Consider the following 21492-nt stretch of genomic DNA (forward strand, 5'->3'; position numbering starts at 1 on the left):
GAAAGGCAGAGTTATCACCGGTCGAAAAGTCGAACTTGTGGCGCAGTTTTTGTTGTTTTGTTGCGGAACATCCGGGCTGGAGCGGCCCTTACAGTCAAAATTCAGTCTTTGCTGAGGTTATGAGGTCATTATGGAACAGCCAATCGCAGTTACCCGCCAGTCTTTCGACGACTGGATGGTTCCGGTTTACGCCCCCGCTGATTTTATTCTGGTACGGGGAGAAGGTTCGCAGGTCTGGGATCAACAGGGTAAGTCTTACATCGATTTTGCCGGCGGCATCGCGGTCAACGCGTTGGGCCATGCTCACCCGGTGGTGACGGCAGCATTGGTGGAGCAGGCGGGCAAACTGTGGCATTTGGGCAACGGCTACACCAACGAGCCAGTGCTGCGTTTGGCCAAACAGTTGATTGACGCCACCTTTGCCGACAAGGTGTTTTTCTGTAACTCCGGGGCGGAAGCCAACGAAGCGGCACTGAAGCTGGCACGTAAACGTGCGCTGGACCAGGGCAACAGCAGCAAGAATCAGATTGTGGCATTTAACAACGCCTTCCACGGCCGCACGCTGTTTACCGTCTCTGCCGGTGGCCAGCCGAAATATTCCAAAGACTTTGCTCCATTGCCGGGCGGCATCACCCACACGCCGTTTAACGATCTGGCGGCCGCCGCTGAAGTGATAGGCGATCACACCTGCGCGGTGATCGTCGAGCCGATTCAGGGTGAAGGCGGTGTGTTGCCGGCCGATCCAGCCTTCCTGCAGGGGCTGCGCGAGCTGTGCGACCGTCACGACGCGGTGCTGATTTTCGATGAAGTGCAAACCGGCATGGGCCGTACCGGCGAGCTGTACGCCTATACTCAATACGGCGTGGTGCCGGACGTGCTGACTACGGCGAAGGCGCTGGGTTGCGGCTTCCCTATCGGCGCGATGCTGACCACGGACGAACTGGCTAAAACTCTGGGCGTCGGTACCCATGGCACCACCTACGGCGGCAACCCGCTGGCGACGGCGGTAGCGGGGGCGGTGTTCTCAATCATCAACACGCCGGAGGTGCTGGATGGGGTTAAGCAACGCCACCAGTGGTTCCTTGATGGCCTGAACAAGATTAACCAGCAATACCCGATTTTCTCTGAAATACGCGGTGGCGGCCTGTTGATTGGCTGCCAGTTGACCCAGGATTATGCCGGCAAAGCGAAACAGATCACCCAACTGGCCAACGAAGAGGGTGTGATTGCCCTGATCGCCGGCCCGGATGTGGTGCGTTTCACTCCTTCGCTGATCATTCCTGAGCAGGATGTGAAAGAGGGGCTGGCGCGATTCGCGCGAGCCGTGGCACGGATTTGCAGCTAACACACGGGCTGCGCCAACACCTGCGCAGCCTGATTAAGAAGAGGTTCGCATTATGATGATTATTCGCCCTATAGAGCGTCGCGATTTGGCTGATTTACTGACGCTCGCCGGTAAGTCCGGCATCGGTCTCACTTCACTGCCGCAAGACGAAGATACCTTGCTGGCACGCATTGAGCGGGCGTTAAAAACCTGGCAAGGCGAACTTCCGCGTGGTGAGCAGTGTTATCTGTTTGTGCTGGAAGACACGGAGCGTCAACAGGCGGTCGGGGTCTGCGCCATTGAAGTGGCGGTTGGCCTGACCGAACCCTGGTATAGCTTCCGCGTTGGCACTCAGGTGCATGCCTCCAAGCAGTTGAATGTGTATAAATCGGTTCCGACGCTGTTCCTCAGCAACGATCACACCGGCCATTCCGAACTGTGCACGCTGTTCCTCGATCCGGACTACCGTCACGGCGAAAACGGCAAGCTGCTGTCAAAGGTGCGTTTTCTGTTTATTGCCGCTTTCCGTGAACGTTTCTCTGAGCGCCTGATTGCCGAAATGCGTGGCTTCTCCGATGAAGAGGGCCGTTCCCCATTCTGGGAGAGCGTTGGCAATCATTTCTTTTCCATCGAGTTCGCCAAGGCGGACTACCTGAGCGGCACCGGTCAGAAGGCGTTTATTGCCGAACTGATGCCAAAGCACCCGCTGTATGTCGATTTCCTGGCCGAAGACGCGCAAAAAGTGATTGGTGAAGTGCACCCGCAAACGGTACCGGCACGCCGGGTACTGGAGTCGGAAGGCCTGCGTTATCAGGGCTATGTCGATATCTTCGACGGTGGCCCGACGCTGGAAGCGGAAATCGACCATATCCGCGCGGTCAAGCAAAGCCGCCTGGTGAAAGTGGTGCTGGATGAAACGCCGATGCGCGCCGATGTGCCGGTTCATCTGGTGGCTAACGATCATTATCAAAATTACCGCGCACTGTTGGTCAATGCCGAATTGTATGACGACCGTCTGCACCTCAATGCGGCCACCGCTGCGGCGCTGGGCGTTGAGCAAGGCAGCCCGGTGCGGGTTATCCCCCTTATTGCACAGGAGAAAGCGTAATGTCACATCCTGCACTGTTTATTAATGGCGCCTGGCAGCAGGGCCGTGGCGCTGAGTTCAGCAAAACCGATCCGGTCGACAATCAGCCGCTGTGGCAGGCTAAGGCCGCCGACGGCAGCGATGTAGCCGCCGCTTGCGAAGCGGCTCGTGCGGCGTTCCCTGCCTGGGCGCGCACTCCGTTTGAACAACGCGAACAACGGGTGAAACGTTTTGCCGCGCTGTTGGAAGAGCACAAGTCGCATTTGGCGGCCACCATCAGCCGTGAAACCAGCAAACCGCGCTGGGAAACGCTGACCGAAGTCCAGGCGATGATCGGCAAAGTGGCGATTTCCCTGCAGGCTTATCAGGCGCGTACCGGCGTTAGCCAGACCGCGATGGCGGACGGTGCTTCGGTGCTGCGCCACCGGCCACACGGCGTGCTGGCGGTGTTTGGGCCTTATAACTTCCCCGGCCATCTACCCAATGGGCACATTGTGCCGGCCTTGTTGGCGGGCAACACGGTGGTATTCAAGCCGAGTGAACTGACCCCCCAGACCGCCGAGGAAACCCTGAAGCTGTGGCAGCAGGCCGGTTTGCCTGCCGGGGTGCTCAATATGGTGCAGGGCGGACGTGAAACCGGCGAAGCACTGGCCGCCAGCAGCGATATCGACGGTCTGCTGTTTACCGGCAGCGCCGGCACTGGTTATCACCTGCATCGTCAGTTGGCGGGGCAGCCTGAAAAAATCCTGGCATTGGAAATGGGTGGCAACAACGCGCTGATTGTTGACCAGATTGAAGACTGCGATGCGGCGGTCAACCTGGCGATCCAGTCGGCGTTTATTTCCGCCGGTCAGCGCTGCACCTGTTCACGCCGCATTCTGGTGAAACGCGGTAATGAGGGCGATGCCTTTATCGAGCGTTTGGTGCAGGTGGCGAGTGCGTTGCGTATTGGGCGTTGGGACGCTGAACCTCAGCCGTTTATGGGCGGGGTGATCTCTTCAGCGGCGGCAGAAAAAATGCTGGCGGCACAACATCACCTGCTGTCACTGGGCGGCAAAGCCTTGCTGACCATGCAGCGCCTGGAAAGCGGCAGCGCATTGCTCAGCCCCGGCATTATTGACGTGACCGGCGTGCGTGACGTGCCGGACGAAGAGTACTTTGGCCCACTGACAACCATCATTCGCTATAACGACTTTGATGAAGCCGTGCGTATCGCCAACCAGACGCGTTATGGACTGTCGGTCGGTCTGGTATCGCCGCAGCGTGAGCGCTTTGATCACCTACTGCTGGAAGCGCGCGCCGGTATCGTCAACTGGAACAAACCGTTAACCGGTGCTTCCAGTGCGGCACCGTTCGGCGGCGTGGGGGCTTCCGGCAACCATCGACCAAGCGCCTACTACGCAGCGGATTATTGCGCTTGGCCAATGGCGTCGCTGGAAAGCGAAAGTTTGACGTTGCCGACCAGCCTGTCGCCGGGGCTGTCATTTAATTAAGTTTTACCCGCCGCTTTTCAAGGCACAGCGTTGTTTCTGCAGGGGCGCAGCATGCAGCGCCCCTGCAATATCAGGAGAACAGCATGTCAGGATATGAAGTCAATTTTGATGGTCTGGTGGGCCTGACGCATCACTACGCCGGATTGTCGTTTGGTAATGAGGCTTCGACCCAGCACCAAAATAGCGTGTCGAACCCGAAGCTGGCGGCCAAGCAAGGCTTGCTGAAGATGAAGGCGTTGGCCGATCTCGGTTTCCAGCAGGGGGTTTTACCGCCGCAGGAACGCCCGCATGTGCCAATGTTACGTAAACTGGGCTTTGGCGGCAGCGATGAAAGCGTGTTGGCGCAGGCGATGCAGCAATCCCCACGCCTGCTGTCCGCGCTCAGTTCCGCTTCCTGCATGTGGACCGCCAATGCGGCCACGGTATCGCCTTCCGCGGACAGTGCTGATGGCAAGGTGCATTTCACAGCCGCCAATCTGAACAATAAATTCCATCGCGCGATAGAGGCTGAAACCACCTCTGGCGTACTGCGAGCGATGTTTAACGACCCCCGCCATTTCGCCCACCATGAGGCTTTGCCGCAGGTGGCGCTGTTTGGTGACGAAGGGGCGGCTAACCACAACCGGTTGGGTGGCGACTACGCTAAACGCAGCGTGCAGATGTTTGTTTACGGCCGTCAGGAGTTTGGTGGCGAAATTGCACCAACGCGTTATCCGGCGCGTCAGACGCGTGAAGCCGGGGAGGCGATTGCCCGTCTGCACCAGTTGGACGAGCAGCATACGGTGTTTGTGCAGCAGAATCCGGAGGTGATCGATCAGGGCGTGTTCCATAACGACGTGATTGCCGTTAGCAACCAGAACGTGCTGTTCCATCATCAGCAGGCTTTTTATCGGCAGCAACAGGCGCTGGATGAAGTGCGCCGCAAGATGGCGACGCTGGACAGCGAACTGGTAGCGATTGAGGTGCCGACGACGCGGGTTTCCGTGGCGGATGCGGTGGCAACCTACCTGTTTAACAGCCAGATCCTGACCAAGCCCAACGGCAAGATGATGATCGTGGTACCTGAAGAGTCGCGCCAGCACAGCGGCGTCTGGAGTTACCTGAGCGAGATGGCGGCCAGCGGCGGGCCTATTGATGAAATCAAGGTATTCGATCTGCGTGAGAGCATGCGCAACGGCGGTGGGCCTGCCTGTTTGCGGCTGCGTGTGGCGCTCAATGAGCAGGAGCTGCGGGCGGTTAATCCGCGCGTAATGATGAACGATAGTCTGTTCGTCACGCTCAATGAATGGGTCGATCGCTATTACCGCGATCGCCTGACGCAAAATGACCTTGCCGATCCGCAACTGCTGCGTGAAGGGCGTGAAGCGCTGGATTCCCTGACCACCATCCTCGGGCTGGGTTCGGTTTATCCTTTCCAACAATAGACGGAGCCACCATGTTTGATTTGTTGGCCCTGACGCTGGCGGGGCAGGTTCCCGCTGAGCAACAGGGCGAAAATGCGCATTTGCACTGGCGTTGGCTAACGGAAGGCCTGCTGGAAATCACTCCTAAGCAGGGTTACCGCCAGGCGGTAGTGCTTTCTGCAGGTATCCACGGTAATGAAACCGCCCCGATTGAGTTGTTGAATCAGTTGGTCAAAGACCTGCTCAACGGCGATCGCTCCCTGGCGGTTCGCCTGCTGGTGGTGCTGGGTAACCCGGCGGCGATGCGCGCCGGAAAGCGTTATCTGCACAGTGATATGAACCGGATGTTTGGCGGCCGCTATCGCGATTTTGACCATAGCGGTGAAACCGCGCGGGCACAGCAGCTGGAGCAGGTTATCACGGCGTTTTTCGCCGATGAGAGCGCTGCACGTTTCCATTATGATTTGCATACGGCCATCCGTGATTCGCGCCTGCCGCGCTTTGGCATTCTGCCGTTCCAGACGCGGCCTTATAGTGTAGAGATGCTGGCCTTGCTGGACGCCGCCGATCTGGATGCATTGGTGCTCCACAGTGCACCGGGTGGTACCTTCAGCCATTTCACCAGCGAACATGCCAGCGCCGCCAGCTGCACGCTGGAGCTGGGCAAGGCGCGGCCGTTCGGCGTGAACGATCTGCAGCAGTTTGCCGCCATTAACCGTGCTTTGCAGACGGCGGTGAGTGATGAGCCTTTGCCGCAACGAGCGGGGGATGCTTTGCGGCTATTCCGCGTAGAGCGTTCGCTGATCAAGCGTAGTGAAGACTTCAGGCTGCATCTCAGTGATGATACTGCCAACTTTACCGAGCTGAAGCGGGGAACGCTGCTGTGTGAGCAACCGGGCGAAGAGTACCGGGTTCAGCATGCCAGCGAGTGGATATTGTTTCCTAACCCTGGGGTTGCGCTTGGGTTGCGTGCCGGTATGGTGCTGGTTGAGGCACCGCGCAGCACGCTGTATTGAACGAACGTTTTGTCAGGCGGGTTTATTCTTTTAATGTTTTAGGTTGTAGCGATGTTGGCTGCAACCTTAAATAACCTCGGTATATAATGCTGCTCATTCCTCTTATTTTCCCTCTGATTTATATTCTGCGATTTCTTTTTTGCTTTTTATCTTTTTCCTTCTCATGTGGGCATTTTTGGTGATTTGAATCGAATTAATTATTCGAATCGGTAAAAGCTCGTCTTAAAATCGGGGGGCGGCCCTAAATCAGCTCAATGACTTTACTCAGATAAAAATGTGAAATAAGTAACGTTATTCATAACCATGCTAACTTTCATGGTATTTATGAATCGCATGGAAAGTATGCAAAAAGAAACCAAATTGCACCAAACTAGTGCAACTCAACAAGTTGGTTATAATTTATGTGGTAAATTTCAATGGTAATCAATGGGTTAATTTATATTTAATTGTAATATTTATTTACAAATAAACATGCTTTATCCACGGTGTTTTATGAACTTTTTTATTTGAAGTTGGGATTCATGATGCTAATGTCACATGGCTCCTTTATTAGGGGCGCTCATAAAACGCTAAATGATAAAGTTCACAGCCCAAATCATAAATTGGGCGTGATGGGCAGAAATTAAAATTATAATATCTAGGAAAATAAATGATGAAACGCAGTGTATTAGCCTTAGCTATTGCCCTCGGGGCAATCACCTCCTTTGCCAACGCGGCTGAAATTTATAATAAAGATGGCAATAAACTCGACCTCTATGGTCGTGTATCGGCCAAGCATGTTTTCAGCGATGATAAATCCGAAGACGGCGACAAGACTTATGTCCGTTTGGGTTTTAAAGGCGAAACGCAAATCAATGATCAACTGACCGGTTACGGTCAGTGGGAATACAACGTTCAGGCCAACCACGACGAAGCGCAGGGTACTTCGGGCACCAAAACCCGTCTGGGTTTTGCCGGTCTGAAGTTTGCTGACTACGGTTCATTCGATTACGGCCGCAACTACGGCGTAGTGTACGACGCAGAAGCTTACACCGACATGCTGCCGGAATTCGGCGGGGATACTTACAGCTACACCGATAACTTTATGACCGCACGTTCCAATGGTCTGGCAACCTACCGTAACCGTGATTTCTTCGGTCTGGTAGAAGGCTTGAACCTGGCGTTGCAGTACCAGGGTAAAAACGACGGTGACGGCCGTGACGTGATCAAACAGAACGGCGACGGTTACGGCATGTCCCTGGATTATCAGGACATCGGCGGTTCTGGCATTGGCGTGGCGGCAGCGTTCTCTGACTCCAACCGCACCAGTGCGCAAAAAGAACTGGCTTACGGCAAAGGTGACAGCGCTACAGCCTGGACCACGGCCGTTAAATATGATGCCAACCAGGTTTATCTGGCTGCCATGTATGCTGAAACACGCAACATGACGCCAATCAGCGGCAACGGCGTGTCTGGCTTCGCCAACAAAACGCAGAACTTCGAAATGGTGGCTCAGTACCAATTTGAGAACGGTCTGCGTCCTTCTCTGGCCTACGTGCAATCCAAAGGCAAGGATATCGAAGGGATTGGTGATGTCGATCTGGTGAAATACGTGGAAGTGGGTGCGACTTACTACTTCAACAAAAACATGTACACCTACGTTGACTACAAAATCAACCAGTTGAACGACGATAACAAGCTGAAACTGAGCACTGACGATATCGTGGCAGTGAACCTGACCTATCGCTTCTAAGTTTCAAGACTATTACCTTCTTCCTGTGTCGGGAATCAAAAGGTAAACAGGCAGAGCGTGAGCTCTGCCTTTAAGTTGCTGACAAAGCAGGAAAAAGCGTGGTTTTTCCTGCTTTGTGGTGAGCAGCCGAAAATCAATGAATTGATTTTCCTGATTTTTATTTATCGGCTTCTACTCGCTCTGGGCAGGAATGAGGTTTGTCATCAGTCTGAGGCAGAGCGTGAGCTCTGCCTTTTCTATTATTGAGCGATTATCCTTTGGGTGCTTGTCCCATCACTTCAATTGCCGAGCGTAATGTGGCAAAGCGCTCTTGATTGGTCTCATGCTCAATCTCGTTAACCAAATGGGCCAAAATAGTATTGCCGGAAATTTTTTTATTGAGATTGATCAGCTGGATCACCGCACCGCCCAAGACCAGGCTGACGTCGCGTAACAGGGCTTCATAATGTTCGTTTGAGGGGGTAGATCCGGGCATGACGCCGTCTCCATATCGTTCGGGTGAAGCAATTTAGCAAACTGGCGCTATAAAGCATCGCCGGTATGGCACTTTTCCGGTGAATTCAGAAATTCCTCAAAGGAAAATAGCGGAAAAGTTGTCCGAGATCTTACATCGGGGCATATTCGTTGGCAGGCAGCCAAAAACCATCGATAAAATCTTCAAACGGAAAACAACCGGCATGGCGCAGGTTCTGTTCTTTCATGCTGATCAGGCACTGGCGTTCATCGCGCAGTACGTCAACCACGATATCGGCGCAGCCGCCATCCAGATAACAGACAAACATCACCAAGGCGTACATCGCGTCTCAAGTCCTTCACCGATCCTTCCATAACCCTATTGTAGGTAAAGTCGGTGATTGTTTCATCCTGGGTTCGCTGCAACCGGACAGATCGGCAACCAAAGAGGACACTTTCGGATTACTCTAACCGCTTAATACCTCAGGGCCCATGGAATATCCTTCTTGCAGTGCTAAGCTTAACTAGCCTTAAGTCAATGCAACATTGTAACCATCGAAAGGAGTGAATATGGGTTTGTTTAACTTCGTCAAAGAAGCGGGCGAAAAACTGTGGGACACAGTGACCGGCAATGCCACTGCCGAAGATCAAAGCGCCAAGCTGAAGGATCACCTCAATAAAACCGGCTTGCCGGGTATCGACAAGGTTGATGTGCAGGTGGTTGACGGTAAAGCGGTGGTGACTGGGGACGCAGTCAGCCAGGAGCTTAAAGAGAAGATCTTGGTGGCCGTAGGTAATGTGGCCGGTATCAGCGGTGTGGAAGACAAGGTGTCGGTTGAACAGGCTGCGGCAGAAAGCCGCTTCTATACCGTGAAAAAGGGCGACACCCTGAGCGCAGTTTCGAAAGAAGTGTATGGCAACGCCAATCTGTACAACAAGATTTTCGAAGCGAACAAGCCAATGTTGTCCAGCCCGGACAAAATCTATCCAGGGCAGGTTCTGCGTATTCCGCAGTAACGCCGGAGAATGATTACCAGCCCGATCTTTGGTCGGGCTTTTTTATTTCATTTGGTATAAGTTAGGTTAATTATTTTATTCTGGTAATAAGAATTTCGAATGTTATAGGTTCTACGCTATCTCAGTTCTGGGCCAATGTTGACCCTCGGCAGGAAAATTGATAGCGTCTTGCCACTCTTGAGGTCTGAGCGGTATTGGCGCGGAATCTGAAAAACCCGCAATAGCGGGCGTTTATCAATCACCCCTCACAAAAACGTTAACGCGTGATGAGTTAAGATAGATTCTGTGAAACAACAACGTAATCCCTCACAAGATAAAAACTACCGTGAAACTTTGGGAGATGCGCAATTTGCTGTCATTGTGCTGGCGATAGCGTCCTGCTCCCTGATCATCTTTACGTTGTCAGTCACGCTGTGGCTGACATGACGTCTTTCAATACAGGGGATAAAATGGAGCACAATCTCCACGATGAAACCAAGCTGTTGGCCGTTATCGGCCTGCTGGTTTCCGTGTTGTTAGTAGTATCAATACTCTTTGGTGTGACTTACTTCTCCGATTTGAAGCATGCTCGCGATGAAGTCGATATCAAGGGCTGCTATATCAAGTCGTCCTAGCGCCGGGGCCTCACAGATTGCGTTCTGGATGCCGGCTCATGCTAAGCTGGCTTCTAGCTGTTCACTCACCTGTGTGACGTTCTGGAGCGTTTTATCATGAGCAATTCCCGCCCAACTCATTCTTCATCTTCCCGCGATTGTCCCGTGGTTGACGGCGTCCGTCAGATCCAGCGTATTGCCGTACGCAACGCCGAAGTCGGCGGCATAGGGATTAATCGTGCCTTGCCTACCCGTGAACGGCGCACCGTGGGAGCCTGGTGCTTTCTCGACCATGCCGGTCCCTCGGTTTTCAGCGGCTCTTCGCAGGGGATGGATGTTGGCCCGCACCCGCATATTGGTCTGCAGACCTTTACCTGGATGATTGAAGGGGAAGTGCTGCACCGTGACAGCTTGGGCAGCGAGCAGATTATACGGCCCGGGCAGGTCAATCTGATGACCGCAGGGCAGGGTATCACGCATACCGAGCAATCAACGGGAGAACCGCGGCGTTTGCATGCCGCGCAGTTATGGATCGCCTTGCCTGCCGAACATGCCGATATGGCACCGCGTTTTGATCATTATCCTGATTTGCCATGTTGGGTAGGTGATGGGGTCAAACAGACTTTGTTGGTGGGGGAGTTTGAACAATATCACTCCCCGGTGATTGCTTTTTCACCATTAATAGCCATTGACCTGGAATGGCAGGCCGATAGTTATTTGCAGTTGCCCCTGCGGGAAGATTTTGAAATAGGCTTTTTGCCCCTTATTGGTGCATTTGAGCTTAATGATGAAAATTTTTCACCCAATGAGTTTGCCTATTTAGGTAAGAATCTTAACCGTATCGGGTTACATGCCAAGAAAGGAAGTCGGGGATTATTAATCGGCGGAGTTCCATTAAGCGAAGAGATTCTCATTTGGTGGAATTTTGTTGGGCACAACAAGCAGGAGATTGCCCGTGCGCAGCATGACTGGGAGCAGGGGAATAGGCGTTTTCCCGATGTTGTTGGCTATTGTGGTCCGCGTATGGCCGCGCCCCGCCTGCCCTGGAGCGATGTTTGATATCGTCAGGCTATAACAAACTAATGGCTTTATTCATTTCGCTCTATTAACGTTAAATTAATGTGATCGAAATTGCATGTTTGGGTGTAAATATAGTTTATCTGGTAAATAGTGATCTGGCGCAAATAAAAGGTCGGAGCAGTGGATTAAGATAAATCTCAAGAAGTGATGTTGTCCACCGCTAGTCAGAAGCCTGTGAGGTCATTATGAGCCAAGTACTCTATCGTGCAAGATTATCCCATGTTGTTATTGCAACGGCGGCTTTTTGGATCTCGATCGCAGCGATGCTGGTTGTTGTTCTTAACTAACTCTGAATGATTATGCAATAAACCCGCCCAGGCGGGTTTTTTTATGTCTGTATATTCGAAATATTCAGAGTGTGGTTATACTTGTTAAACCTGATACCTGATTAACCCTGTAAAATAAAATGATAATTATTTCTAATATAATAGTGCTGCTAATCGCCGCGATTCATCTGTATATCCTGATCCTGGAAATGTTCCTTTGGCAGAAGCCCACCGGCAGACGAGTGTTCGCCACTACCGCCGAGTTTGCCGCGGCAACGCGGGTGTTGGCGGCCAATCAGGGGCTGTATAACGGCTTTCTGGCGGCAGGACTGGCATGGGGCGTCTGGCGAGACGAACCTGCAATACAGCTATTTTTCCTCGGCTGCGTGCTGGTAGCGGGCATATTTGGCGGGCTGACGGCCAGTCGTAAAATTCTAAGGGTACAGGCATTACCCGCTTTGATTGGCCTGGTGGCAGTACTGTGGACGCATTAACCCGCCGTTAGCGGCGGCGGGAAAGTCGGTCAGGCAGTTTTTTGATGAATGACGTGCAGCGGTGGGGTGATATGCAGATCCACGCTTAAATCCTGACGAAAATCATAAGGCGTAATATCGAAGCGCTTTCTGAACATATAAGTGAAGTGTGACTGTGAGCCGAAACCGAAATCGAGGGCGATGTCGAAAATAGAGGCGTCACTGCTTCGCAACTGGTATACCGCGCCGGCCAGCCTGCGTTCACGGATGTACTTGCCCAGCGAAATCCCGGTCGCTTCTTTGAACAACTTCTGCATGTGCCACAGAGAGTAGCCGGAATACTTGGCCAGCTCTTCGAGATGGATCACTCTTCCAAGGTGAGTTTCGACCCATTTACTGAGGGCGCAGACTAATGAGAGGTGGTGTTCTTGTATCATCAGTGCGTCTGTGTGAGATCTACATAGCGCTGAAGTATACACAACTTGCCGCCCTGGACAAAAAAGCCGCTGACATCAGGGGGAAATTATTCGGAAAAACCATCGTCAGGTGGCTTGTCATTCGAAACGAAAAACGGCTAATCTGGGATTGCCCACTGCCACTGCTACCGAAGTGGGTCAGGTCGAAAAAAATAACAGCCTAAACAGAATCAGCCGTGACAATTCAGCGTTGATGGGGTGATCGCATGTTAATGACAGTGATTATTACTCTGGTTGTAATTGTAGGTGTAGCCGCTTTTATGGTGACACCGGTGATGAGAATGAATAATGCGGAAGGTATGGGAGGTGAAGAGCCGTGAAGTCAGAGCAGAATATGGCCCCAAAAGGGGTTTGACAGACTACCGAAAAAGCCTGGGCAATCAATGACCCGGGCTTTTTATTGGTGAGCGTTTGCCGATCAGACGTTTTTCCGCTCCACGGTTTCTTCGCCCCAGTACAACTGGTCGGCGCTGGTTTTGGCAAACGCCATTTGCAACGCTTCGTCGCTACCTTCTTCCCAGATTTTTTGTGCCAAAACCTCGTCATTTTTTGCCAGTTCAAAAATAGCCTCGGCGATCTCAACCGAGGTCTCACGCACGGTAGCCCAGGATTTCACATTGTGGTTTGCCATAACTTTCTCCTGTTGGGGTGTGGCTGAGGGATACGCCTAAATGCGCGCCGCTCAAGCCCCAAGTATAGGTCAATTCAACCGGGTGTTTTGACGGCCAATGCGTAATAACGTTGAAAATTCAGCGGCAAACGGCCAGGGGGCAGCAAAGCGCCAGTCGGCATGCTATTGTGTGCGGCGTCTGAATCAAGAAGGAAAGGTATTATGTCCGACATGCTGAGCAACGATCAGGAATTGGCTTCCGATCTGGTAGCCTGCCAATTGGTGATCAAACAGATCCTGGATGTTATCGATGTAATTGCACCCACCGAGGTGCGGGACAAGATGGCCAGCCAGTTGAAAAGCATCGATTTTACCACTCACCCAGCCGGTGCCGATCCCGTGACCCGGCGGGCGATTGAAAAAGCGATCGCGCTGATTGAAATGAAGTTTACCCGCAACTGATGGGGAACCGCCGCTGAGCGACGGTTTGAGCGGTGGTGATTAATCCACCACCGTTTCGATTTTCTTGAACAGCGGACAGTCGGCAACGCCAATCAGGCCGTTGTCACCATGCAGATACTGAGCTATCACCATGTTACGTGCCGTCATGTACTTACACTGCAATCCCAACCCCCCGACGTTTTTATTGCTGCCGACCAATACGCCATATCCCGAGAACAAAAACGCGCCATAAACTACCGCCAGCAGAACCGCCCATTTAATCAGCTTACCCATTGTGACTCCTTGTTATTTATCTTCATTGCGATATAGCCACGCGGCAGAACGGGCCGCAATGGTAACAATCTGAAAAGTGGTTCTGGCGCTGGCTTCTAAACGACAGGTTAAAGTTCGTTTAGGTTGGCTGTGATACATTCGGAACAAATTATCAAGATAACAGTGAGATTGCTAAATTTGTTGCGGAAAAAAATCCTCGTGATAATTGCCTTCCTTGCTGCCTGCCTGTTCTTTTATCTGTTGGCGCTGGATAGTTATTGCGATGCGGGGGGGACATTTGCGTTGGGAGTTTGCTCCGTCACCCGTTTCGTTCCCTGGTGAGTTGCGTAGCGGTGCGTGACAATTTTCTATCGGGATGTTCGAGCTGGCGTCCGGAGTGCTAAGATGTCCGCCTGTTTTTAGCAGTAGATAGGGTTGTCCATGTACGATTTAGGTTTTGGTCCGAATAGCCTGGTGTCGCTGGTTGTCGCCGTGTTGGCAGTGCTGGTGGGATTATGGATCTGGTTCCTGGTGAATCGCGCCAGTGTGCGAGCCAATGAGCAGATCCGCCTGCTGCAGGAAATTGCCGAGCAGCAGCGTCAACAAACCGCATTATTGAAAAGCCTGGCGCAAAGCGCGCGCGGTGATAGTGTGACGGACGATGACGATCTCAGCCCGGCGCTGGATTTCAAAGGTTTTATCCCCGAGCGTTAAGCAAACTTCCTACCGGGTGGCCTTGCCACCCGCGTTGTGCTGAAAACATTAGTATAGATAATATGAAAAGCCATCCCATTGTCATAAATCTGTCGTCTTGACGTCGTAATGTAGCGCCAACTCTACGAAAGATGGATAAAGCCGATGATTAAATGGTATGAAGAAAGCGACGCCGAAGTGAACCGCAGCATTGCGCTGATCACCGGAGAAAATCCGGACAAGTGGTATCCTTACGGCGGCGTGAAAGGTAAAGATTATTGTAAGAACCCCTCCGATGCCTGGCCGATTATCTGTGCCAATAAAATCAGTCTGAATGCCGATACCCAAAGCGATAGCTCGCAGTGGCAGGCACGCATGAGCACCCAGTGTGGCGAGTGGCAGGCGGACTGCAGCAGCCCACTGCGCGCGGCAATGATCTGTTTCCTGTTGAGCCAGCAAACTAACGAAATGGTACGTTGAAACACCAGAATTACTGATGACTTTCCCTTTTTATGACAACAGAACTTGTCTCTGGCGGAGCCTGTTTATGAAGCGCATTATTAAAGGTGATAAAAACTTGTCACATCTGGTGGTTGCCCATGCGGCAATCGATCGTCATGCCGAAAGCTTTGGTCAGCGCCGACAGGGCTGGCCGTCAACCTATCTGATAAAATATCAAAACGATCGCGTGGCGGTCGAAGTGGTCACGCGCCGTCAATCCTACGTCGCAACGCTGATGATTGGCGCGCGCAATCTGACCAAGTTGTGCGGCCTGTCCGGCTAAAAACCTCCTCTCTATAGGGTTATTTCCAGTCTAAAATATCGCCCTGGCCATCTTTGCCGGGGCGCTACTCCTTGATGCTCACGGGGTTAAGTGTTAAAAAGCCGCCCGCAGATACATTTATTGATTGGCGAAATCTTGTGCAAAAGCGGCAGGATCCCACGCCATATGAGGATAATATGGGCGGTCAGCAGCAGGATACCCCGCTAAAACGCGGTTTAAAAAACAGACATATACAACTTATCGCCCTGGGTGGCGCCATTGGCACCGGCCTGTTTCTCGGCATTGCACAGACCATAAAAATGGCTGGCCCTTCGGTGCTGCTGGGCTATGCCATCGGCGGCTTTATCGCTTTTCTGATCATGCGGCAATTGGGTGAGATGGTGGTTGAAGAGCCGGTTGCTGGTTCGTTCAGCCACTTTGCCTATAAATACTGGGGTGATTTTGCCGGTTTTCTTTCCGGCTGGAACTACTGGGCGATGTTCATTTTGGTCGGCATGGCCGAACTGACCGCAGTTGGCATCTATATTCAATATTGGTGGCCGGACATCCCTACCTGGGTTTCCGCCGCAGTATTCTTTGTCCTGATAAATCTGATCAACCTGGTTAATGTGCGGCTGTACGGCGAAACCGAGTTTTGGTTTGCCATTATCAAAGTGGTAGCCATTGTCGGCATGATTGTTTTCGGTGCCTGGCTATTGGCCAGCGGCAACGGCGGTCCGCAAGCCAGTATCAGCAACCTGTGGGAGCAGGGCGGTTTTATGCCGCACGGCATCGAAGGGTTGGTGATGGCGATGGCGGTGATCATGTTTTCCTTCGGTGGGCTGGAGATGGTGGGTATTACCGCCGCCGAAGCGGCCGATCCGCGTCGCAGTATTCCTAAAGCCACCAACCAGGTGGTATACCGTATCCTGATTTTTTATATCGGTTCGTTGACGGTGCTGCTTTCACTCTATCCTTGGCACAAAGTGGTGGAAGGCGGCAGCCCGTTCGTGATGATATTCCATGCGCTGAACAGCAACCTGGTGGCGACCCTGCTTAACGTGGTGGTGCTGACTGCAGCGCTGTCGGTGTACAATAGCGGGGTCTATGCCAATAGCCGGATGCTGTTCGGCCTGGCGACACAGGGGAATGCTCCCAAGGCATTGACCCGGGTGAATAAGCGTGGCGTTCCGGTATTGTCGATCGCGCTGTCGGCGCTGGTGACTTCGGTCGGTGTACTGATCAACTATGTCATGCCCGGTAAGGCGTTTGAGTTGCTGATGGCGTTGGTGGTGTCCACCCTGGTGATTAACTGGGTTATGATTTGTCTGGCACACCTGCGATTCCGCGCGGCGAAGAACCGCCAGGGCGTGATCCCGGTCTTCAAGGCCTTGTGGTATCCCTTCGGCAACTATTTGTGCCTGGTGTTCCTGAGCCTGATTCTGGTGATTATGTATTTCAGCGAGGGGATCCGTATATCGGTATTACTGATGCCGGTGTGGATCTTGCTGTTGTGGGTTGGTTTTCTGCTGACGCGCCGCAAAGGCGCTAAAGTACGGCGGTAATTTTTAACGGAGGCGCTATCTGGCGCCTCCGTTCCATTCATTAGCTGCGTGGCATAAAGGCATTGCCTGGGGTGGCGCGACCCAATCCCAACAGCTTCCTGCACAGCAGGAACAGGGTGGTGATGACATCGATAGCCACCACGCTTAGCATCAGTACGCCCAGCATGAAGAAACTCACCAGCGCACCAAACAATAGCACCAGCGGTACCGGTACGCGTACCCGGCGCAGTTTCATTGCGGCATACATTTTCCAATACTGCATCTGTGCCAGCATCGCGCTGCGGATACGGCCCAGTCGAACACCTGACTTGCGTGATGTAGAACGGCTCATAACTTCTCCTTTTCTGAATGTCCTATAAGTAAATCACAAGGATCTTAAGAGATGCTTAACAGGCTCTAGTCGGCCCTGGCATTCTCACAAGGACTGTGACAACACAATAGCCGAAAAGGTCACTCAAGGCTGTGTCCCTTAATTGGATGTGGTGCCGTCGCAGACCCAAAAGTCTGTAATCAAGACCGGGCCTACGTTCAAGCCCGACAACGCGGAGTACGGGTTTTTGGGGCGCGCTCAAATGACCGCCAGCGGTACTCACGTACAATTAAGGGAAACAGCCTAAGGTGAGCACGGTTCACAAAGCACGCTGCTCGAGTATCTTGTTATGTTATCCACCTGCCCGTGTTGGGTGTCCGCAGTGGTCGGGAGAGCAATTTGAAGATAACCAATCGTTACTATGATGCCGGCAAAACGCACCATACCCCGCAGGGGTTTCGTAACCCGGAGCCTTCGCAGCGTCAGGATGGGGATTTGAAACGCTGGCAGAACGAGCGTAAAAAGCAGGGGTTGCCCAAACCTCCGCAAATGGGCTATCAGCAGTTTACCCAGCGCTGGTGGCAGCGTGCCGACCTTGGCGGCGGTGAAAACAGCATTTGGTGGCTGGGGCACGCCTCAATGCTGCTGCGCCTGGATGGCCGATATATCCTGATCGACCCGGTATTGTCTGAACGTGCATCGCCGCTGAGTTTTTATGGCCCGAAGCGCAAAACACCGCCGCCGTTGACGGTGCAACAGTTGCCGGCAGTGGACGTGGTTTTAATCTCCCACAATCACTATGACCATCTCGATCGGCGCACCGTGCGGCAGTTGGCTCGGCGTTTTCCGCACGCGACCTTTATTGTGCCCCTGGGGCTGAAAAACTGGTTCCGACGTTACCGGCTGCAGCGGGTAGAAGAGTTGGACTGGTGGGATAGCTTGCAATTGGGCGATTTGACTTTCCATTGCACACCGGCTCGTCACTGGAGTATGCGCACCCTGTGGGACCGCAATCGTTCCCTCTGGTGCGGCTGGGTGATCCATCACCCAGCGCTGCGTTTCTATTTTTCCGGAGACAGCGGCTATTCGGATCGCCTGGCCGATATTGGAGCTCGTTTAGGGCCGTTTGACGTGGCGGCATTACCGATTGGCGCCTACGCACCACGTTGGTTCATGCAGGAACAGCATATGGATCCGCAGCAGTCGGTGACGCTGTATCAACAATTAAATGCGCCGCGGGTCATTCCGATCCATTGGGGCGTTTTTGAGTTGGCCGATGAGTCATTGGATGAACCGCCGCAGCAATTAAATCTGGCTCTGAGTGCAGCGGGAATAGAGCAGCACCGGTTCCGACCCATCAAAATTGGTGAGCACATTGCGCTTGAAGCTAACTCTTAAGCGTTATTTCTGGCCCTGTATGGCGGGGGCGGTTGTCGCCACCGTCTGCAGGCCAGTCCCGATGCGGGTTGTAGCCATTGGCTAGTGTAGGGCCTTGCTTATCTCGGGTCTGATCCAGCCTGTTGGCATGAATAGAGACAACGCGTAGAAAAAGATAAAATAAATACGTCCGCATGGCATTGTTATTGATGACGTAAATACCTGTACCGATTTTAAGATTTAATTCAGCTATAGATTCCCACTATGCTCAAGATTATTGCCGTTATTTAACCCCTGTAAACAGTGATGTATTTCTCGGCCACTGCACGGCAATAGTGCGTAAATTCTGATTTTGCATGCTTATGCACCCTAAAGTGGCACGTTATTTGATTTTTGTCGCGAGAACTCCGCTGCACAAATTGTGCGCACCCTCACTGAGGGCAATAATGTTCTTCAGTATTATTTCGTTGTCACAGGCGGGTGAGGTCACAGATGTGAGGCGGTTCCAGCGTTGGGCCGTCCGGATGGTGACTCAATGGTCGGATCATCCGATATCAAATGTACCCGTTCATCGATATTCAAAAGTTTTATAAGAAATTTCATAAAGATTCAAAATTTTTAACGTTCTAAGCGTTCGTCAGGGGTTATATGTTGCCACATACATTGTTCAATTGGATGAAAGAATTGTTAAAATTCAGTCTGGGTGCGGAGTGTAGCGGGGTGACACTGTTAAGCAGAAAATAGCTAAGGCTTCAACATCTTTTAGCCTATTTAAGCTTATGTTGCTCTCGACCGTTTCAAATATGTGCGACAGCTCCACCAGTGATTAAAAATGGCTTGCCATCGAATACAGAGTATGTGATAACGCATCTGGGTAAAACGAGGTACAGTTCTGTATATGTGTGGCATTTTCAGTAAAGAAGTTCTGAGTAAAAACGTTAGCGTTGAATACCGCTTCTCTGCCGATCCTTATCTTAGTGCCTCAAGCAGTAACGACTCTAGTTTGTCTATGTAACGCCTCCGGGCGGTTTAAACAATCCAAAGGAAATACTCAAGATGGCAAAGATCAAAGGTCAAGTTAAGTGGTTCAACGAATCTAAAGGTTTCGGTTTCATCACTCCAGCTGACGGCAGCAAAGACGTGTTCGTACACTTCTCTGCAATCCAGGGTAACGGCTTCAAAACCCTGGCTGAAGGCCAGAACGTTGAGTTCGAAATCCAAGATGGCCAGAAAGGCCCATCTGCAGTAAACGTTACTGCAATCTAATCAGCGTCAGCTGTACAAAAAACCCGCCTTGGTGCGGGTTTTTTCGTTTTTGTTATCTGCCGGTAATGATAATCCCTGCGTACTGATTCCGACCGGTAATGCCTGGATGCGAGGGATCTTGCTCGCGTCGGTGACTGTTGCGACGATAGCTGGTGTATTTAAAACGCTGTGGCTGCTGCGGGTTCGTATTGGGGGTGCAGATGGTGCAGCTTCCGGCATGGTCAACGGCGGCAAACCCCAGTTCACACAGTTTGGATTCGGCGATGGCGGCCAGGTCCAGGTGGCGATAGCGAGGGCTGATTAAGGCCGCGGGCAGTGGCAGCTGTTGCTTGAAGCGGGTGACCAGCTCTTCGTTGACCTCGTAACAGCAGGGGCCGGCGGCAGGGCCGATGGAAGCCACCCAGTTAGCCGTTGAGTCATCACGGCTGATACGTAATGCCAATTGCTCCAGTATGCCATCCAGCAGGCCACGCCAACCGGCATGGACGGCAGCAATCGCAGAGCCGTCGTTGCGGCTGAAAATCACCGGCAGGCAGTCTGCCGTTAACACACTCAGCAGAATGCCGGGCTCAGTGGTATAAAAGCCATCGGCTTCACCGCACTGTTGCGTCGCCTGCGTCACGTCAACAATACGTGCGCCATGCACCTGTTTTTTTTCCGGTAGGGTGGATTGGTAGGCCAACAGATGGCCAGGCAGCAGTGCACTTTTGTTGCCGAAACCGTGCTGAATGGCTGGGATGGCGTTGAGCAGTGGGGAAAAATCGGTCATATCACGTCTTTACCTGCGTCAGAAAAGTTAACGTCAGTGTAGCCAGTTTTTTTCCTCGCTGACTAGGGGCTTGCGGCATCTGCCTTGCATCGTACAGAAGGCTTCTTTAGACTAGCCGCGCCGTATCTCTCTGGAATCCAAGCCATGTCTTATCAGTGCCCTCTGTGTCATCAGCCGCTTCACTTTTCTCATCTGCAATGGCGTTGCGACGCTAACCATCAGTTTGACTGCGCCAAAGAAGGCTATGTCAACCTGATGCCGGTACAGCATAAGCGCTCAAAGCAGCCGGGAGACAGTGTGGAAATGATGCAGGCGCGACGTGCGTTCCTTGATGCGGGTTTCTATCAACCCTTGCAGCAGCGGGTGGCAGAGCTGTTGGATCAGGCGTTGGCGAGCGATGCACGGGCGTTACTGGATATCGGCTGTGGCGAAGGCTATTACACGGCGGAAGTGGCCGCCCGGATGACGCAGCAGCGTAATATCACCGTTTACGGCCTGGACGTCGCCAAGGTGGCGATCCGCTATGCTGCCAAGCGTTACCCGGCCGTCTCATTTTGCGTGGCGTCGAGCCATCGACTGCCGTTTGCGGATGCTGCTCTGGACGCCATACTGCGTATTTACGCTCCTTGCAAAGTTGAAGAACTGGCTCGGGTAGTAAAACCCGGTGGGGTGGTGGTAACGGTGTCGCCTGGCCCACGTCACCTGTATCAATTGAAAGAGCAGGTGTATCAGCAGGTGCAACTGCATGTCGAACAGGATGAGCAGTTTGCCGGTTTTGACTGCGAACGGGTTGAGTCATTGGCGTACCCGATGACGCTGCCGGGCGAGCAGGCGGCCAACCTGCTGCAGATGACACCTTTCGCCTGGCGCGCTTCGCCTGGGGTTCAGCAGTACCTGAGCGGTTGCGAAACTTTTGCCTGTGAAACCGATTTTGTCATAGCGCTGTATCGCCGCCAGCCTGATTAATACTGAGTGGCGGGTCACAAACAAAAAAACCTGCCATTGGCAGGTT

Annotated in this window: 28 protein-coding genes; 21 read left to right on the top strand and 7 right to left on the bottom strand. The window is 52.7% G+C overall.

What is annotated here, in order from left to right; translation table 11 throughout:
* The first annotated feature begins 130 nt into the window (after positions 1 to 130).
* The 6 genes from ACUTSU_RS08305 (at position 131) to ompC (ending at position 8055) form a co-directional block, all read left to right on the top strand.
* Complete coding sequence (locus ACUTSU_RS08305) at positions 131 to 1345, top strand: aspartate aminotransferase family protein (RefSeq protein ID WP_261094571.1); 1215 nt, start codon at positions 131 to 133, stop codon at positions 1343 to 1345.
* Positions 1346 to 1397: 52 nt separating this feature from the next.
* A complete protein-coding gene (gene astA, locus ACUTSU_RS08310; protein WP_445650600.1) occupies positions 1398 to 2432 on the top strand; it encodes an arginine N-succinyltransferase in 1035 nt (344 codons plus the stop codon).
* Positions 2432 to 3904: a succinylglutamate-semialdehyde dehydrogenase gene (gene astD, locus ACUTSU_RS08315; RefSeq protein ID WP_445650601.1), complete on the top strand. Its 1473-nt coding sequence runs from the start codon at positions 2432 to 2434 to the stop codon at positions 3902 to 3904. Before astA ends, astD begins: the two co-directional genes overlap by 1 nt.
* An 83-nt stretch (positions 3905 to 3987) precedes the next feature.
* Complete coding sequence (gene astB, locus ACUTSU_RS08320) at positions 3988 to 5328, top strand: N-succinylarginine dihydrolase (RefSeq protein ID WP_261122212.1); 1341 nt, start codon at positions 3988 to 3990, stop codon at positions 5326 to 5328.
* Positions 5329 to 5339: 11 nt separating this feature from the next.
* Complete coding sequence (gene astE, locus ACUTSU_RS08325; protein ID WP_445650602.1) at positions 5340 to 6323, top strand: succinylglutamate desuccinylase; 984 nt, start codon at positions 5340 to 5342, stop codon at positions 6321 to 6323.
* 649 nt (positions 6324 to 6972) lie between these two features.
* Positions 6973 to 8055, top strand: coding sequence for a porin OmpC (ompC, locus tag ACUTSU_RS08330; protein ID WP_445650603.1), 1083 nt, complete (start codon positions 6973 to 6975; stop codon positions 8053 to 8055).
* A gap of 250 nt (positions 8056 to 8305) precedes the next feature.
* Here ompC and ACUTSU_RS08335 read toward each other — a convergent pair whose 3' ends face one another.
* Positions 8306 to 8530 carry a biofilm development regulator YmgB/AriR family protein gene (locus ACUTSU_RS08335; protein WP_445654009.1) on the bottom strand — a complete coding sequence of 75 codons (225 nt, stop codon included), beginning with the start codon at positions 8528 to 8530 and terminating at the stop codon, positions 8306 to 8308.
* A 130-nt stretch (positions 8531 to 8660) separates the two neighbouring features.
* The gene (locus tag ACUTSU_RS08340; protein WP_012145560.1) at positions 8661 to 8852 is read right to left on the bottom strand and encodes a YdfD/YebW family protein; all 192 of its coding nucleotides are present in this window, start codon (positions 8850 to 8852) and stop codon (positions 8661 to 8663) included.
* 226 nt (positions 8853 to 9078) lie between these two features.
* Here ACUTSU_RS08340 and lysM point away from each other — a divergent pair, with 226 nt between their 5' ends.
* The 5 genes from lysM (at position 9079) to ACUTSU_RS08365 (ending at position 11958) form a co-directional block, all read left to right on the top strand.
* Complete coding sequence (lysM, locus tag ACUTSU_RS08345; RefSeq protein WP_135316927.1) at positions 9079 to 9525, top strand: peptidoglycan-binding protein LysM; 447 nt, start codon at positions 9079 to 9081, stop codon at positions 9523 to 9525.
* Positions 9526 to 9810: 285 nt separating this feature from the next.
* A complete protein-coding gene (locus ACUTSU_RS08350; RefSeq protein ID WP_445650604.1) occupies positions 9811 to 9951 on the top strand; it encodes a hypothetical protein in 141 nt (46 codons plus the stop codon).
* 23 nt (positions 9952 to 9974) lie between these two features.
* Positions 9975 to 10139 (top strand): hypothetical protein, encoded by a 165-nt coding sequence (locus ACUTSU_RS08355; protein ID WP_017893125.1) that lies wholly within the window; start codon positions 9975 to 9977, stop codon positions 10137 to 10139.
* 96 nt (positions 10140 to 10235) lie between these two features.
* Positions 10236 to 11177, top strand: a complete 942-nt coding sequence (locus ACUTSU_RS08360; RefSeq protein ID WP_445654010.1) for a pirin family protein — start codon at positions 10236 to 10238, stop codon at positions 11175 to 11177.
* Between the two features lie 427 nt (positions 11178 to 11604).
* A complete protein-coding gene (locus tag ACUTSU_RS08365) occupies positions 11605 to 11958 on the top strand; it encodes a DUF1304 domain-containing protein (protein ID WP_445650606.1) in 354 nt (117 codons plus the stop codon).
* A 29-nt stretch (positions 11959 to 11987) separates the two neighbouring features.
* On the opposite strand, the gene ACUTSU_RS08370 is transcribed toward ACUTSU_RS08365, so the two are convergent.
* Together ACUTSU_RS08370 and ACUTSU_RS08375 are read right to left on the bottom strand one after the other, a co-directional pair.
* Positions 11988 to 12374 (bottom strand): helix-turn-helix domain-containing protein, encoded by a 387-nt coding sequence (locus ACUTSU_RS08370; protein ID WP_445650607.1) that lies wholly within the window; start codon positions 12372 to 12374, stop codon positions 11988 to 11990.
* A 457-nt stretch (positions 12375 to 12831) separates the two neighbouring features.
* Entirely contained in the window at positions 12832 to 13044 is a 213-nt protein-coding gene (locus ACUTSU_RS08375) for a YccJ family protein (RefSeq protein ID WP_012145555.1), read from the bottom strand.
* A gap of 201 nt (positions 13045 to 13245) precedes the next feature.
* On the opposite strand from ACUTSU_RS08375, the gene ACUTSU_RS08380 reads away from it, so the two are divergent.
* On the top strand, positions 13246 to 13485 hold the full coding sequence (locus ACUTSU_RS08380; protein WP_153860058.1) for a DUF2766 family protein: 240 nt from the start codon (positions 13246 to 13248) through the stop codon (positions 13483 to 13485).
* Between the two features lie 39 nt (positions 13486 to 13524).
* Here the strand turns inward: ACUTSU_RS08380 and ACUTSU_RS08385 are convergent, their stop codons facing one another.
* Entirely contained in the window at positions 13525 to 13758 is a 234-nt protein-coding gene (locus tag ACUTSU_RS08385) for a YobH family protein (RefSeq protein ID WP_445650608.1), read from the bottom strand.
* A 177-nt stretch (positions 13759 to 13935) separates the two neighbouring features.
* Between ACUTSU_RS08385 and mgrB the strand changes: the two genes are divergently transcribed.
* From mgrB to ACUTSU_RS08410, 5 genes are all read left to right on the top strand, one after another.
* Positions 13936 to 14079, top strand: a complete 144-nt coding sequence (gene mgrB / locus ACUTSU_RS08390; RefSeq protein WP_112362318.1) for a PhoP/PhoQ regulator MgrB — start codon at positions 13936 to 13938, stop codon at positions 14077 to 14079.
* A 99-nt stretch (positions 14080 to 14178) separates the two neighbouring features.
* Positions 14179 to 14451 carry a YebO family protein gene (locus tag ACUTSU_RS08395; RefSeq protein ID WP_445650609.1) on the top strand — a complete coding sequence of 91 codons (273 nt, stop codon included), beginning with the start codon at positions 14179 to 14181 and terminating at the stop codon, positions 14449 to 14451.
* 144 nt (positions 14452 to 14595) lie between these two features.
* Entirely contained in the window at positions 14596 to 14910 is a 315-nt protein-coding gene (locus ACUTSU_RS08400) for a phage protein NinX family protein (RefSeq protein WP_445650610.1), read from the top strand.
* Positions 14911 to 14977: 67 nt separating this feature from the next.
* Complete coding sequence (locus tag ACUTSU_RS08405) at positions 14978 to 15214, top strand: DUF4060 family protein (RefSeq protein WP_012145549.1); 237 nt, start codon at positions 14978 to 14980, stop codon at positions 15212 to 15214.
* A 176-nt stretch (positions 15215 to 15390) separates the two neighbouring features.
* Positions 15391 to 16758 (top strand): amino acid permease, encoded by a 1368-nt coding sequence (locus ACUTSU_RS08410; RefSeq protein ID WP_426505003.1) that lies wholly within the window; start codon positions 15391 to 15393, stop codon positions 16756 to 16758.
* A gap of 40 nt (positions 16759 to 16798) precedes the next feature.
* Here ACUTSU_RS08410 and ACUTSU_RS08415 read toward each other — a convergent pair whose 3' ends face one another.
* Positions 16799 to 17089, bottom strand: coding sequence for a hypothetical protein (locus tag ACUTSU_RS08415; protein ID WP_445654011.1), 291 nt, complete (start codon positions 17087 to 17089; stop codon positions 16799 to 16801).
* A 378-nt stretch (positions 17090 to 17467) separates the two neighbouring features.
* On the opposite strand from ACUTSU_RS08415, the gene ACUTSU_RS08420 reads away from it, so the two are divergent.
* From ACUTSU_RS08420 to cspE, 3 genes are all read left to right on the top strand, one after another.
* The gene (locus ACUTSU_RS08420; protein WP_445650612.1) at positions 17468 to 18466 is read left to right on the top strand and encodes an MBL fold metallo-hydrolase; all 999 of its coding nucleotides are present in this window, start codon (positions 17468 to 17470) and stop codon (positions 18464 to 18466) included.
* 877 nt (positions 18467 to 19343) lie between these two features.
* Positions 19344 to 19460 (top strand): DUF2627 domain-containing protein, encoded by a 117-nt coding sequence (locus ACUTSU_RS08425; protein WP_071593021.1) that lies wholly within the window; start codon positions 19344 to 19346, stop codon positions 19458 to 19460.
* 41 nt (positions 19461 to 19501) lie between these two features.
* Positions 19502 to 19711, top strand: a complete 210-nt coding sequence (gene cspE, locus ACUTSU_RS08430; protein ID WP_002221949.1) for a transcription antiterminator/RNA stability regulator CspE — start codon at positions 19502 to 19504, stop codon at positions 19709 to 19711.
* A gap of 52 nt (positions 19712 to 19763) precedes the next feature.
* On the opposite strand, the gene pgeF is transcribed toward cspE, so the two are convergent.
* Positions 19764 to 20480, bottom strand: coding sequence for a peptidoglycan editing factor PgeF (gene pgeF / locus ACUTSU_RS08435; protein ID WP_445654012.1), 717 nt, complete (start codon positions 20478 to 20480; stop codon positions 19764 to 19766).
* A gap of 144 nt (positions 20481 to 20624) precedes the next feature.
* Here pgeF and rlmA point away from each other — a divergent pair, with 144 nt between their 5' ends.
* A complete protein-coding gene (gene rlmA, locus ACUTSU_RS08440) occupies positions 20625 to 21446 on the top strand; it encodes a 23S rRNA (guanine(745)-N(1))-methyltransferase (RefSeq protein WP_445654013.1) in 822 nt (273 codons plus the stop codon).
* Positions 21447 to 21492: the final 46 nt, after the last annotated feature.

The organism is Serratia sp. NA_13 (assembly GCF_052691735.1).